We start from the raw sequence: 13199 nt of genomic DNA, 5'->3' as shown, positions 1-13199 counted from the left end.
GCAGACAGCACGCCGAAAACGAGGATGTCATGCCGAAGTCGAAGGTCCGGAAGAAGACCGATTACACGATCAACCCGGCCAGCCGCACCCCCGTGCGGGTGAAGTCGGCTGGTCCGTCGCCGATCTGGTACGTCGGCATCATGCTGGGCTTCATGCTCGCGGGGCTGGCCTGGCTGCTCGTCTACTACCTGGCCAACGAGCACATCGGGTGGATGAGCGACCTGGGCGCGTGGAACTTCCTGATCGGATTCGGCCTCATGGTCGTCGGGCTGATCATGACCATGCGCTGGCGCTAGCCGCATGGCGGCGTGTGCCTTACATCATTGTTATTCATACACACCTGTGGATGAGCCTGTGGACAACTCGAGGAGGGAGTGGGGACAGTGACCTCGTCCGATCCCTCCTCCCGACTGGCCTGGTCCACCCCCATGGGTGCGCTCGTGGTCTGCGGCATCGGCGGCGTGGTGCTGGCCGGGGCCGCCTTTCTGGCCACCGACGGTCCCGGCCGCCTGCTCATCGGGCTCGCCGCCGCGGGACTGCTGTTCCTGACCGTCATGGGTCTGCGGCAGCGGCCGCGACTGGCGGTCGAGCCCGGTGATCCGGTGCATGTCGTGGTGCGTGGACTGGCCGGGCCGCAGCGCTACACACCCGAGCAAGTCCTGCGCGTCCGCGTGGTGAACTATCGGCGACTCGGTCGCCGGATGCCCATGCTGGAAATGGATGTGGATCACCACGGGGACGAGAAACTACTGATCTTCGGCCGCTGGGATCTCGGCGCGCACCCCGAGGACGTCCTCGAGGTGCTGCGCATTCACCTGGCGCGCTAGCCCGTCAGGGTGGGCGCGGCCAGCACCGTCACCAGCACCGCGATCACCGCCACCGCCGCGACCGAAGCCCAGCCGACGTTGAGCGCGGTGCGGGTGTCGCGGATCCCCAGCCAGCGCGGCAGATAGAGAATCCCCCCGGCGGCCAATGTGCCCGCCAGCAGTCCGCCCAGGTGCGCCCAGATCGAGATGCCGGGCACCGAGAACGTGATGACCAGGTTGATCCCCAGCAGGACCGCGATCTGGGTGAGGTTCTGGCGGGTCCGCAGCATGATCACGCCGACCGCGCCGAAGATGCCGAAGATCGCGCCGGACGCGCCGGCCGAAGCCGTGAGCGGGTCCGCGAGCGCGGTCACCGCGGCCGAACCGCCGAGCAGCGAGGCCAGGTAGACAGCCACGAAACGGCCACGGCCCAGGGCGATCTCGCAGTAGGGGCCGAGCACGTAGAGCGCGAACATATTGGTCAGCAGGTGAATCGGGCCGTAATGCAGGAAACCGGAGCCGATGACGCGCACCCACTCGCCGTCCTGACCGACCGCCGCGGGCACCAGCATCCAGTCGTAGAACAGCCGCGAACGGTTGTTGTCCATCAGGCTGTGCGCCTGCAATGCCGTGATCGCGAAGACGATCACATTGATCGCGATCAGCGAGTAGGTGACATACGGCCTGGGGATCTGTGAGACCGGTGTGCCGGCCGCATTGCGGACCGGTCGAACGTCATTGCGCCCCTGCTGGACACACTCCACGCAGTGCTGTCCGACCGCGGCGGCGGTCAGACACTCCGGGCAGGACGGACGCCCGCACCGGGTGCAGGCCAGACCGGTGGGCCGGTCGGGGTGGCGGTAGCAGGCCGGGGCGGGCGGCTGGGGTTGCATGTGAATTCTCTTCGGCTCTGGCCGGATTCAGGAGAGGGTGATGCTGTTGATCACGATCTCGTCGTTGGGCCGGTCGTTGCGGTCGGTGGAGGTGGCGGCGATGGCGTCGACCACCTTGCGCGAGTCCGGGTCGAGGACCTCGCCGAAGATGGTGTGCTTGCGGTTGAGGTGCGGGGTCGGGCCCACGGTGATGAAGAACTGGGAGCCGTTGGTGCCCGGCCCGGCATTGGCCATGGCCAGCAGGTAGCCGCGATCGAAGCGCAGTTCCGGGTGGAACTCGTCCTTGAATTCGTAGCCGGGGCCACCGCGTCCGGTGCCGGTCGGGTCCCCGCCCTGCAGCATGAAGCCCTCGATCACGCGGTGGAAGATCGCCCCGTCGTAGAACGGGCCGGAGTCGGTGCCCGACGCGTTCTTGGTGGTGTAGGGCGCGGACCCGTCGGCCAGGCCGACGAAATTGCGGACCGTGGCGGGGGCGTGGTTACCGAAGAGCGAGATCTTGATGTCGCCGAGGTTGGTGTGCAGGGTGGCGACGGCGGTCTGATTCGGTGAGGTCACGCCGCCAAGCCTAGGCGCAGGGCCGAATGTCCCTCGGAATCGGCACACGTGAAGCCAGCAAATTCGGCCCAAGATGTGATTCCCTGCCCGAATTCGGGCACAGAAGTGGCGGAAATGGTCGCGGCATGGCAAGTTCGGTCGAGTGAATGACGGGGTTCCGGCCGATCTGGTCCGCCATGTGGCGGCCTCCACCGGCCTGCCGCCCGCCGTCGCGGCCCGCGTGGTCGCCGACGTCGTCGGATACTTCGACGAGACCGCCGAACAGTTCGTGCGCCGCAGACATGCCGAACTACAGGGTCGCCAGCTCCGCAATGCCGAGATCTGGCAGCGCCTGGCCGACGAGCTCGCGCAGCGCCCGGTGGCCGCCCCCGAATTCACCGAACGCCAGCTGCGTCGCCTCGTCTACGGGTAGGAGTCCGTCCCGCAATGTGTGGAATCGTCGGTTACATCGGGCATCGTGAGGCCGTCCCGGTCCTGCTGGAGGGCCTGCACCGGCTCGAGTACCGGGGCTACGACTCCGCGGGCCTGGCCGTGCCGCACCGCGGCCGCCTGCGCGTCACCAAGACCCAGGGCCGAGTCCAGGACCTGCGCGACAAGGTGGACGGCGAGGGCGCCCGGCTCAAGGGCAATGTCGGCATCGCGCACACCCGCTGGGCCACCCACGGCGAACCCTCCGACGCCAACGCGCACCCGCATCTGGACGGTTCGGGCCGGATCGCCGTGGTGCACAACGGAATCGTGGAGAACGCCGAGGAACTGCGCGCCGCACTGACCGCCGAGGGCGTGGAATTCCTCTCCGACACCGACACCGAGGCCATCGCGCACCTGGTCGCCGCCGCCCTCGACGACACCGACACCCTGGAGGACGCCGTCCGCACCGCGCTGCGCCGGGTGCAGGGCACCTTCGGCCTGCTGGTGCTGGACGCCCGCCGCCCCGACGAGCTGGTGGTGGCCCGCAACGGCTCCCCCATCGTGCTCGGCGTCGGCGACGGCGAGATGTTCGTGGCCTCCGACGTGGCCGCCCTGGTGCATCACACCCAGCGCGTGGTGTTCCTCGACGACGGTGAGCTGGCGACCGTGCGGGCGGGCGAATTCCGCACCAGCACACTGGGTCTCGAGGCGCGCCGCACCGACAAGATCCCCACCACCATCGATATGGCGGCCGAGGACTACGCGCTGGGCGGGTACCCCGACTTCATGCGCAAAGAAATGGCCGAACAGCCCGACGCCGTGCGCCGGGCGCTCCGCGGTCGCCTCGACGAACGATTCGCCACCGCCGTGCTGGGCGGGCTCAATATGGACGCGCGCGAACTGCGCGGCATCAGCAAGGTGGTGTTCCTGGGCTGCGGCTCGGCCTACTACGCGGGCCAGCTGGGCGCGCAGCTGGTCGAGGAGCTGGCCCGGATTCCGGCCACCGCCGAACCCGCCTCGGAGTTCCGCTACCGCAATCCGGTGGTGGACCCGGACGCCCTCTACATCGCCATCAGCCAGTCCGGCGAGACCCTGGATACCCTTGCGGCCGTTCAGGAATTGCAGCGCAAGGGCGGCCGGGTGATCGGCGCGGTGAACGTTGTCGGCAGCGCCATCGCCCGCGAATGCGGCGCGGGCGTGTTCCTGCACGCGGGCCCCGAGGTGTCGGTGGCCTCCACCAAGGCGCTCACCAATATGACGGTCTCCTTCGCCATGCTGGCGCTGCTGCTGGGCCGGGTGCGGGACCTGTCCGCGGCGGGCGGCGAGCGCATCGTGAACGGACTGCGCGCACTGCCCGACGCCATCGACGCGGTGCTCGCCGCCGAGGACGTGATCGCCGATATCGCCACCCGATATGCCAAGGCGCGCAGCATGTTCTTCATCGGCCGGGTGCGCGCCTGGCCGGTGGCCCGCGAGGGTGCGCAGAAGCTCAAGGAGATCTCCTACATCCACGCCGAGGCGTACCAGGGTTCCGAGCTCAAGCACGGCCCGCTGGCGCTGATCGATCCGGACATGCCGAGCATCGTGCTGGTGCCGGAGGACGAGTTGCTGGCCAAGAACATCACCACCATCGAGCAGATCAAGGCGCGCGGTGGGCCGGTCATCGCGGTGACCAACACCGATCTGCCGGATGGGTTGGCGGACGCGGTGATTCGCGTTCCGGCGGTCTGCGCGGAACTGGATCCGATCATCCTGACGATCCCGCTCCAGCTGCTGGCCTATCACACGGCGCTGGCATTGGGCCGCGACATCGACAAGCCGCGCAACCTGGCCAAGAGCGTTACCGTCGAGTAGCCGCTCACCGCCCCCCATCCGTGCACGAATTCCATTGCTGTGCCAGCATGGTCGGATGGAGCTGGGGAGCGTTCGTAACAAGGTCATCGTGGCCGCCCTTTTCGCGATTGCGGGCGGCGTCATCGCGTTCTTCGTGAGCAAGCGCCCGCAGCCGCCGGCACCGGCCGCGGAGCCGCCGCGCCTGGGTTATTCGCGCAACGGCTCCGCGCCGACACCGGATCTGGTCACGCACTGACCATCAGCGACTGACGGACCGCTTGTATTGCTTCAACGCGAGCGGCACGAAGATCGCCAGGATCACGACGATCCACAGGAAGGTCGTCGCGACCGGATGCTGCATGGGAAACACGTCCTGGGCCGGGCCCATCGGACTGGTGTTGCCGAACAGGTCGCGGGTCGCCTGCGTCACCGCCGACACCGGATTCCATTCCGCCACAACGCGGAGCACGGTGGGCAGATTCTGCGAGGGCACGAACGTATTGGCGATGAACGTCAGCGGGAAGATCACCATGAAGTTCGCGTTGTTGTACACCTCCGGCGCGCGCACCAGCAGCCCGATCACCGCCAGGATCCACGACACCGCGTACGCGAACAGCAGCAGCAGGACATAGGCGAGCACGGCGTCGAAGAACGAGCCGCGAATGCGCCAGCCCACCACCAGCCCGGTCAGCGACATCACCACCAGGCTCACCACGTTCATCACCATGTCGGCCACGGTGCGCCCGATGAGCACCGCGGACGGGGCCATGGGCAGTGAGCGGAAACGGTCGATGATGCCCTTCTGCATGTCCTCGGCCAGGCTCAAACCGGTGTAGGTCGCGCCGAACACCACGGTCTGGGCGAAGATGCCCGCGATCAGGAATTCGCGATAGGACGTCCCCTGCAAGGTGATCGCCGAACCGAAGACGTAGGCGAACAACAGCACGAACATGATCGGCGACAGCGTGGAGAACACCAGCACGTCCGGCACGCGCCGAATCTTGATCACATTGCGTTTGGTGATGGTGATGCTGTCGGTCACCACCATGGCGAGTCGCTGTGCGACCGAGGGCCTTTCGGCGACCGCGAGTCCGGCGCTCATCGGGCCCCACCCCCGACCTTCTCGTCGGAATCCCGGTTGCCGTTGATCAGATCCTCGGCCTCGTGCCCGGTGAGGGTCAGGAACACGTCGTCCAGCGAGGGCCTGCGCAGACCCACGTCGTGGATCTTCACCTCGTGCTTGGCCAGCTCTCCGATGGCGTCGACCAACGCCTGCGAGCCGTCCTCGACGGGCACGATGATGCGCCGCATGCCCGGTTCGAGCCGAATCTCCCCGTGCGCCAACCCTTCCAGCGCCTGCCGGGCGAGGGCGAGATTGTCGGCATGATCGACGATCAGCTCGATGCGGTCGCCGCCCACCATCGCCTTGAGTTCGTCGGAGGTGCCCTCGGCGATGACGTGGCCGTGGTCGATGACCGCGATGGAATCGGCCAGCCGATCGGCCTCCTCCAGGTACTGGGTGGTCAGCAGCAGCGTGGTGCCGCCCGCCACCAGTTCCTCGATCACGTCCCAGAGATCCAGGCGCGCACGGGGATCCAGCCCCGTGGTGGGTTCGTCCAGGAACAGCACCGGCGGATTGGCGACCAGTGCGCCCGCCAGGTCGAGGCGGCGGCGCATGCCGCCGGAGTAGCCCTTGACCGGCCGGTCGGCGGCGTCGGCGAGGCGGAAGCGGTCCAGCAGTTCCCGGGCGCGGTCCTTACTGCGTTGCACACCCATGTGATACAGCCGCCCGACCATCTCGAGATTCTCGAAGCCGGTGAGGTATTCATCGACCGCCGCGTACTGGCCCGAGGTGCCGATGCGGGAACGCAGCAGCTGCGGATCCTTCAAAACGTCCACCCCGGCCACGGTGGCCCGCCCGGCGTCCGGGACCAGCAGGGTGGTGAGCACCCGCACCGCGGTGGTCTTGCCGGCGCCGTTGGGGCCGAGCAGGGCGGTGACGGTGCCTTCGGGGACGGACAGGTCCAGGCCGTCGAGTGCGACCAGTTGGCCGTACTTCTTGACCAGACCCTCGGCGACAATGGCGTCGGGCATTGATTCTCCTGACTACACGCTGGCTTTGAACTGCGCAGATGAGGTCGAACAGGACCAAACGCTCCCGGCCAGTATGGCGCGGCGCAAAAGTGGCCGCATCCCATCGGTGCTCCGGCGGTGCTCGGGGTTGCCGGGATGGGATGCGGCCAATTCGATGATCCGCCCGGCCACCGGCGTCGATCGCGAGTAGTGCGCTACTCGAATCGAATTCGACGAAGGACGCAATTCGGTCACGATCGCATCGTGCCACTCGGGTACGACACTTTTTCCTCGAAAAAATCTTGGAACGCGGTGCCCCGATAGCTACACAATCCCCATTCGTCGCGTAGGATCGTTCCCGTCGGCCCCTCCCCCCCGGGCCGACCTAACGCGGGCCTCGGCTAACTCCCCCCCTTCGCCGAGGCCCGCCCCTATGTCCGGGGTAGGTTCCGCCGCGGCCCGGACCGCGATTGCATCCGCATTTACACCAGTGGACGAATCACATTGCGGCGCAGCACATGACCGTGCAATCGGTTGATGCCCTTGACCCGCACCGTGGCCAGATGCCGCAGCGTGAATTGCGGGTTCTCGCCGATCTCCTCGGCCACCCCGTCATCGACCAGAACGGTGCCCGGGCGGGCCACACCGGTGAGCCGCGCGGCGGTGTTCACCACCGAGCCGTAGAGGTCGCCGAAACGTTGCAGCACCTCGCCGTAGGCCAATCCGACCCGCAATTCCTGGGTCACACCGTGCGAGGCGATGGCGGCCTCCTGCACCGCGAGCGCGATCCGCGCGCCGTCATCGGCGCTGCGGGCGGCGAACATGACTTCGTCGCCGACGTTCTTGATCACCCAGCCGCCGTGCGCCACGATCGCATTGCTGGTGGCCGTCTCGAACGCCTCCAGCAGCGCCGAGAGCTCATCGGCCTCCAGGTGCCGGGTCAGGCGGGTGTAGCCGACCATATCGGCGAAGCCGACGGCCAGCTCCCGCAGCGTGTCCCCCGCCTCCGCACCGTCCAGCGAGCGGGCCAGGGCGGCGTCCAGATGGCGGCGGAAGGCGTAGCGCTGCAACGTCTCGAACTCGGTGACCACCTCGTCGGTGGCGATGCGGGTCGCCTCGCGGGGGTCGACATCCGGATCGTCGCCGGTGATGGTGGCGATCCGGTCCAGGATCTCCTCGACCACCAGGTCCACCTGCCATTCGGCCAGCCGCGCCATGGACCGGCCGAGCGTGCGCGCCGCGGTGGTCTGGCGGTGCAGGTCGGCGGTGGCGAGCACGTGCAGTTTGGCGAAGGTCTTGGCGGCCTCGATATCGGATTCGCTGTATTCGACCGCGTTGTCGTCCGGATCGGCCGGGAAGCCGAGCGCCACCCACAGCCGACGTGTCATGGCATTGGGCAGCCCGGTCAATTCCGACACCTGGCGGCGATCGTATTTCCGTTCCCCGCCGAGCAGGTACGGCTCCACCACGGACTGCACCAGTTCGTTGAACTCAGCGGACGACATCCCTCGACCTTACGACGTGGATCCGACCGGAAACCGCCGCTTGTTCCGTGTCACAGTCCCGAACTTTCCGGTCGGTTTCACCGGTGTCGCCGGGCCGGTTTCACCGGTGTGACGGCGTGAAACCGCGGTGATACCGCCGTGAATCCGCGCCCGCGCACTCTTCTCTCAGCGGCGGCCACCACGGCCGCGAACCAGAGGGAGACACCATGAACACCCACCCTCGCCCACCGGCGATCACGGTGACCGGACTGCGCAAGTCCTACGGCGACCACCACGTGCTGGACGGCATCGATCTGACCGTCGAGACCGGAACGGTCTTCTCGCTGCTCGGACCCAACGGCGCGGGCAAGACCACCACCGTGCAGATCCTGTCCACCCTCATCGGCGCGGACGCCGGCGAACTGCGGGTGGCCGGGCACGACGTGCGCACCGAACCCGACGCGGTGCGCGCCGCCATCGGGCTCACCGGACAATTCGCGGCGGTCGACAATCTGCTCACCGGCGAGGAGAACCTCGCCATGATGGCGACCCTGCACCACCTCGGCCGGGCCGAGCGCAAACGCCGGACCGCCACGCTCATCGAACAATTCGACCTGGTCGACGCGGCGCGCAAGCCCGCCTCCACCTACTCCGGCGGCATGCGGCGGCGACTGGACATCGCCATGGGATTGATGGGCAGCCCGCAGGTGCTCTTCCTCGACGAACCCACCACCGGCCTGGACCCGCGCAGCCGCCGCGCCGTCTGGCGACTGGTGCGCGAACTGGTCGCGGGCGGCACCACCGTCTTCCTCACCACCCAGTACCTGGAGGAGGCCGATCAGCTGGCCGATCGCATCGCACTGCTGGACGGCGGCAAGGTGGTCGCCCAGGGCACCCCCGAGGAGCTCAAGCGACTGGTGCCCGGCGGGCACGTGAACCTGCGCTTCACCGACCCGCGCGCCCTCGACGCCGCGGCCCGGCTGCTCGGCGCGACCACCCGCGACGACGACGAACTGACCCTCCAGGTCGCCAGCGACGGCGGCGTCGACTCGCTGCACACCCTGCTCGACCGGCTCTCGGCCGCAGGTCTGCGCGCGGCCGAATTGTCCATCCACACACCCGATCTCGACGATGTCTTCCTCGCCCTCACCGGCCAGCCCAAGGAGTCCGTGCGATGAGCACCACCACCATCCAGAACGCCGTCACCGATTCCGCCATGATGGTGCGGCGCAGCCTCAAGCACATCCTGCGCTACCCGTCGATGACCGTGCCGCTGGTCATCGGGCCCATCGTGTTCCTGCTGCTGTTCGTCTATGTCTTCGGCGGCACCCTGGGCGCGGGTCTCGGAAGTTCCGGCGGGCGCGGCGATTACGTCAACTATGTGACCCCGGGCGTGCTGCTGCTGGCCGTGGTCAGCGCGGCGACCGCCACCGCGGTGGCCGTATGCACCGACATGACCCAGGGCATCGTGTCCCGGTTCCGGTCCATGTCGATCTTCCGGCCCTCGCTGCTGGCCGGGCATGTGGTCGGCAGCATGGTGCAGACGTTCATCAGCGTCGCCGCGGTGCTCGGTGTCGCCTTCGCGGTCGGCTTCCGGCCCGGCGCGAGTCCGCTCGAATGGCTCGCCGCAGCAGGCGTTCTCGTCCTGCTGACGCTGGCGGTCACCTGGATCGCCGTGATCATGGGCCTGGTCAGCGAGAACGTGGAGATGGCCTCCAACCTGCCCATGCTGCTGATGATCCTGCCCTTCTTCGGCAGCGGTTTCGTGCCCACCGATTCCATGCCCGCCTGGCTGGGCTGGATCGCCCGCAACCAGCCCTTCACCCCGGTGATGGAGACCCTGCGCGGCCTGATGCTGGGCCACCCGGTCGGCCACCAGGCGCTGCTCGCCGTCGCCTGGTGCCTGGGCATCGCGGCCGCCGCGTTCTGGGGCGCGACCGCACTGCTCAAGCGGGAACCGGGCCGGTAATCCGCTCTCGAACGCGCAGTAGTTCCAGCGCGACAGCCCGCAATTCCGTCACCTCCAGGGCGGCATAGCTCGAGCGAGACTCGAGATATGCCGCCCTGTCGGCGTTTTCGGCGGCTTCCCGGGCGGCGGCCGCGGACATGGTCGGATGGATCTGGTGCGGCGGATCGAACCGTTCCGCCAACGCGGTCAGCCGGGCGCCGGAAACAGCCTGTCCCCCGGCCAGATCCAGGGCCGCCAGCGCCGAAAGCACCGCGCCGCAGGCCGTCAGCTCGGCCAGATGCCCCGATGGCTGGTCGGAAGGCCGCCGCAGCAGAGCGATCGCCTCACCGGTCAGCTCGGCGGCGAGGTCGGCGACCAGATCCGGCCGGGCATGCCGGGCATGCGCCACCACCGCCGCGGCCCGGCCCTCCAGCGACCACACCCGCACGCCGCGCGGATCCGCCTGCTGGAACGGATTGTCCGGACTGGACACCGATTTCACGATCTCCCGCCAGCGCCACAGGCCGTCCTCGATCTCACCGCGGGCCAGCCGCAGCTCGGCGTGCGCCACCGGCGCGTAGGGCTGCGCGAACGGGTCGGCCCGGTCCGGCACCTGGGCCAGCCAGTTCTGCGCACCGTCCAGATCGCCGAGTTGCAGGGCGGTCAGGGCGGCGGCGACCACCAGATCACCGAGATCCGGGCGCGGCCCCAGCCCGTCCATCTGACGCAGCGCGGCCACCAATTCGGCGCGCGCCTGCTCCGGACGTTCGGACAGCAGGGCCAGATGTCCGATGCGGCAGCGGGCTTGGAAGTTCAGCCAGCCACCCGGCATCGGGTCCAGGGCGATGCGCATGCGCTCGGCGGCCGTGAGGGCCGCGCCCCGATCCCCGAACTGTTCGGCGCGCACGCTCACCAGCAGCTCGCCCAGGGCCGCGAGCAGCGGGCGATCGCTGTCGCACAGACGATTCAGCGGCTCCGGGTCCGGACCGAGCAGTTCCGGCGCGGCCAGGAACACCGCGGCGAGGGCTCGCACCGGAGTGTCGGGCGGTGCGTCGGGCAGCTTGCGCAGCGCCAGCAGAGACCGCGCGTCGAGGCGGCCTTGGACCGCGGCGTGCACCGCGCCGACGACGGCGGCCGTCCGGGCCGCCTCCACGAATGCCGGTTCCGGCCGGAAACGCGAGAGCAGCCAGGCGCATTCGGCCGCGAAGTCCCCGACGCGGGCGTACTGCGCACCCACGAACCAGTAGGAGCCGAGCACCGACCACACCCCGGCCACCGCCGGGAGGTCGGCGCGCTCCAGCCCGAGGGCCAGGGCGCGTACCAGATTGTCCTGTTCGGCCTGGACGATCGTCGTCTCGGCCAGCTCGCCGAAGGCACGCGGGGTACGGGTGAGACCGAAATCCCGCGCCCAGGCCAGGAATTCCCGCAGCGCGTACTCCTCCTCGCCCTCTTCGACACGCTGCGCGGTCGCGAATTCCCGCACGGTTTCCAGCATTCGGAAGCGGGTGCCGGAATCGGATTCGGTCACCTGGATCAGGGACTGGTCGGCCAGCGCCGTGAGCGCGTCCAGGGTGTCGACGAGATCGCCTGCCAACAGCCGGTTTCCGGATTCGGCGGTGAAGCCGCCGGGGAAGATCGACAGCAGTCGCATGGCCGCGCGGCCGGGCTCGTCGAGCAGATTCCAACTCCAGTCCACCACCGCCCGCAGCGTCCGATGCCGGGCCGGTGCGTCGCGGGAACCGCCGCGCAGCAAGGTGAATCGGTCGGCCAGCCGCCGCGACATCTCGTCCACCGACATCACCCGCACCCGTGCCGCCGCCAGCTCCAGCGCCAGGGGCAGACCGTCGAGCGCGGCGCATAGGGCCGCGACCGGCCCGAGCGGCAATTCGATATCCGGTCGCACCGCGCGGGCCCGCTGGGCGAACAGTTCCGCCGCCGTTTCCGAGACGAGCGTCGGAAGCTGATGCACCGCTTCGGCACTCACGCCGAGCGGCGCGCGACTGGTGACCAGTACCCGCAGGTCACGGGTCAGCGACACCAGGGCGCTGGCCAGGTCGGCCGCACCGTCGAGCACCTGTTCGCAGTTGTCGAGGATGAGCAGTGCACCCGCGCCCAGCGTGCGGGCGATTCCGGCCACCGCCGTGCCGCCGCCCGGCGCGACCTCTCCCGCGCCGACCGCGGCGGCCACCGCCGCGACCACCGCGCGGTCATCGGTGAGGGCGGCGAGTTCCACCAGGAACACCGACCGCTGTTCGGCGGCCGCGCCCACCGCGTGCGCCAGCCGGGTCTTGCCCAGTCCGCCGGGGCCGACGATGGACACCACCCGATGCCCGTGCAGCAGTGCGGTCACCGCGGCGAGATCGCGTTCCCGGCCCACCAGCGGATTCGGATCGTGCCGGATGCCTTGGCGCACCGCGGGTTCGCCGGCGCGCAGCAGTTGCCGGTGGATGGATTTCAAGGTCTCGCCGGGATCCGTACCGAGGTTGTCGCGCAGCAGGCGGCGGTAGCGGTCGTACCGGGCCAACGCGGCGGCGGGTCCCGAGGTATCGGCCTCGGCGCGCAGCAGTTCGGCCAGCACCTCCTCATTGCGGGGTGCGCGTTCGGCGATCTCGAGCAGTGGCCCGAGGGCCTCGGCGTAGCGGCCGGACCGGGCCAGGCTCAGCGCCCGGACGGTGGCCAGGGCGCGATGGGCGGGCACCCGGGCGGCCCGCAACGCGGCGATCGGGTCCGCGGTATCACGTAGTTCGTCGATTTCGCCGTTCCACAACGCCAGCCCGGCCTCGGCCTGTGCCAGCGCCGCCGCCAGATCGCCCGCGCGGGCATGTCTTTCGGCCGCGGCCGCGTGGATCTCCAAGGCCGCCGTGTCCACCTCGTCCGGCTCCAGGGCGAGCCGGTAACCGGTGGGGGTGCTGGCGATGAGCTCCGCGCCCAGTTGCGCCCGCGTCCGCGAAACCAGCACCTGCAAGGCCTTGGCCGGATTGTCCGGCAGCGCGTCCGCCCACACTCCGTCGACGAGTCCGGCGGCGCTGCTGCCGCCCCGCAGGTCCGCCGCCAGCACCGCCAGCAGGGCTCGTACGCGCGGCCCGGTGATCTCCTGTCCGCGCAGCGAAACACTCGGAAGCAGGGCGAGCTGGATGGTCACGCCATCACCGTAATGGTGCGCGAACGGTGCGCCTACCCGTCATCGGAGGACGAG

At 69.1% G+C, this 13199-nt stretch carries 13 protein-coding genes; 7 read left to right on the top strand and 6 right to left on the bottom strand.

Features of this window, described 5'->3' with window-relative positions:
- Positions 1–29 precede the first annotated feature (29 nt).
- Together crgA and ACWELQ_RS02025 are read left to right on the top strand one after the other, a co-directional pair.
- Positions 30–296: a cell division protein CrgA gene (crgA, locus tag ACWELQ_RS02030; protein ID WP_379359200.1), complete on the top strand. Its 267-nt coding sequence runs from the start codon at positions 30–32 to the stop codon at positions 294–296.
- A gap of 87 nt (positions 297–383) precedes the next feature.
- On the top strand, positions 384–827 hold the full coding sequence (locus ACWELQ_RS02025) for a PH domain-containing protein (protein WP_452395163.1): 444 nt from the start codon (positions 384–386) through the stop codon (positions 825–827).
- Here ACWELQ_RS02025 and ACWELQ_RS02020 read toward each other — a convergent pair.
- Positions 824–1699 (bottom strand): rhomboid family intramembrane serine protease, encoded by an 876-nt coding sequence (locus tag ACWELQ_RS02020; RefSeq protein ID WP_452395162.1) that lies wholly within the window; start codon positions 1697–1699, stop codon positions 824–826. The genes ACWELQ_RS02025 and ACWELQ_RS02020 overlap by 4 nt on opposite strands.
- Positions 1700–1726: 27 nt before the next feature.
- Entirely contained in the window at positions 1727–2254 is a 528-nt protein-coding gene (locus tag ACWELQ_RS02015; RefSeq protein WP_452395161.1) for a peptidylprolyl isomerase, read from the bottom strand.
- Between the two features lie 142 nt (positions 2255–2396).
- Here ACWELQ_RS02015 and ACWELQ_RS02010 point away from each other — a divergent pair, with 142 nt between their 5' ends.
- From ACWELQ_RS02010 to ACWELQ_RS02000, 3 genes are read left to right on the top strand one after another with little or no spacing between them, the layout of a single operon-like run.
- The gene (locus ACWELQ_RS02010; RefSeq protein WP_452395160.1) at positions 2397–2666 is read left to right on the top strand and encodes a hypothetical protein; all 270 of its coding nucleotides are present in this window, start codon (positions 2397–2399) and stop codon (positions 2664–2666) included.
- A gap of 14 nt (positions 2667–2680) precedes the next feature.
- Complete coding sequence (gene glmS / locus ACWELQ_RS02005; RefSeq protein ID WP_452395159.1) at positions 2681–4519, top strand: glutamine--fructose-6-phosphate transaminase (isomerizing); 1839 nt, start codon at positions 2681–2683, stop codon at positions 4517–4519.
- Between the two features lie 55 nt (positions 4520–4574).
- Positions 4575–4754: a hypothetical protein gene (locus tag ACWELQ_RS02000; protein ID WP_040802205.1), complete on the top strand. Its 180-nt coding sequence runs from the start codon at positions 4575–4577 to the stop codon at positions 4752–4754.
- Between the two features lie 3 nt (positions 4755–4757).
- Here ACWELQ_RS02000 and ACWELQ_RS01995 read toward each other — a convergent pair whose 3' ends face one another.
- From ACWELQ_RS01995 to ACWELQ_RS01985, 3 genes are all read right to left on the bottom strand, one after another.
- A complete protein-coding gene (locus tag ACWELQ_RS01995) occupies positions 4758–5600 on the bottom strand; it encodes an ABC transporter permease (RefSeq protein WP_452395158.1) in 843 nt (280 codons plus the stop codon).
- Positions 5597–6592, bottom strand: a complete 996-nt coding sequence (locus ACWELQ_RS01990) for an ATP-binding cassette domain-containing protein (protein ID WP_452395157.1) — start codon at positions 6590–6592, stop codon at positions 5597–5599. Before ACWELQ_RS01990 ends, ACWELQ_RS01995 begins: the two co-directional genes overlap by 4 nt.
- Before the next feature lie 461 nt (positions 6593–7053).
- Entirely contained in the window at positions 7054–8076 is a 1023-nt protein-coding gene (locus ACWELQ_RS01985; RefSeq protein ID WP_452395156.1) for an adenylate/guanylate cyclase domain-containing protein, read from the bottom strand.
- A gap of 206 nt (positions 8077–8282) precedes the next feature.
- Here ACWELQ_RS01985 and ACWELQ_RS01980 point away from each other — a divergent pair, with 206 nt between their 5' ends.
- Positions 8283–9233, top strand: a complete 951-nt coding sequence (locus ACWELQ_RS01980; protein WP_452395155.1) for an ATP-binding cassette domain-containing protein — start codon at positions 8283–8285, stop codon at positions 9231–9233.
- Positions 9230–10024: an ABC transporter permease gene (locus ACWELQ_RS01975; RefSeq protein WP_452395154.1), complete on the top strand. Its 795-nt coding sequence runs from the start codon at positions 9230–9232 to the stop codon at positions 10022–10024. The genes ACWELQ_RS01980 and ACWELQ_RS01975 overlap by 4 nt, the downstream gene beginning before the upstream one ends.
- Here ACWELQ_RS01975 and ACWELQ_RS01970 read toward each other — a convergent pair.
- Positions 10002–13145 carry an ATP-binding protein gene (locus ACWELQ_RS01970; protein ID WP_452395153.1) on the bottom strand — a complete coding sequence of 1048 codons (3144 nt, stop codon included), beginning with the start codon at positions 13143–13145 and terminating at the stop codon, positions 10002–10004. The two genes, ACWELQ_RS01975 and ACWELQ_RS01970, sit on opposite strands and share 23 nt — an antisense overlap.
- Between the last annotated feature and the right edge of the window lie 54 nt (positions 13146–13199).

It is taken from the genome of Nocardia sp. NPDC004722 (assembly GCF_053601505.1).
This window is presented reverse-complemented; position numbering and strand designations above follow the sequence as displayed.

What these genes read in the sequence shown, in the direction of transcription:
- crgA (WP_379359200.1), top strand. Translation starts at nt 30, where the DNA reads ATGCCGAAGTCGAAGGTCCGGAAGAAGACCGATTACACGATCAACCCG.
- ACWELQ_RS02020 (WP_452395162.1), bottom strand. Translation starts at nt 1,699, where the DNA reads ATGCAACCCCAGCCGCCCGCCCCGGCCTGCTACCGCCACCCCGACCGG.
- glmS (WP_452395159.1), top strand. Translation starts at nt 2,681, where the DNA reads ATGTGTGGAATCGTCGGTTACATCGGGCATCGTGAGGCCGTCCCGGTC.
- ACWELQ_RS02000 (WP_040802205.1), top strand. Translation starts at nt 4,575, where the DNA reads ATGGAGCTGGGGAGCGTTCGTAACAAGGTCATCGTGGCCGCCCTTTTC.
- ACWELQ_RS01995 (WP_452395158.1), bottom strand. Translation starts at nt 5,600, where the DNA reads ATGAGCGCCGGACTCGCGGTCGCCGAAAGGCCCTCGGTCGCACAGCGA.
- ACWELQ_RS01990 (WP_452395157.1), bottom strand. Translation starts at nt 6,592, where the DNA reads ATGCCCGACGCCATTGTCGCCGAGGGTCTGGTCAAGAAGTACGGCCAA.
- ACWELQ_RS01985 (WP_452395156.1), bottom strand. Translation starts at nt 8,076, where the DNA reads ATGTCGTCCGCTGAGTTCAACGAACTGGTGCAGTCCGTGGTGGAGCCG.
- ACWELQ_RS01980 (WP_452395155.1), top strand. Translation starts at nt 8,283, where the DNA reads ATGAACACCCACCCTCGCCCACCGGCGATCACGGTGACCGGACTGCGC.
- ACWELQ_RS01975 (WP_452395154.1), top strand. Translation starts at nt 9,230, where the DNA reads ATGAGCACCACCACCATCCAGAACGCCGTCACCGATTCCGCCATGATG.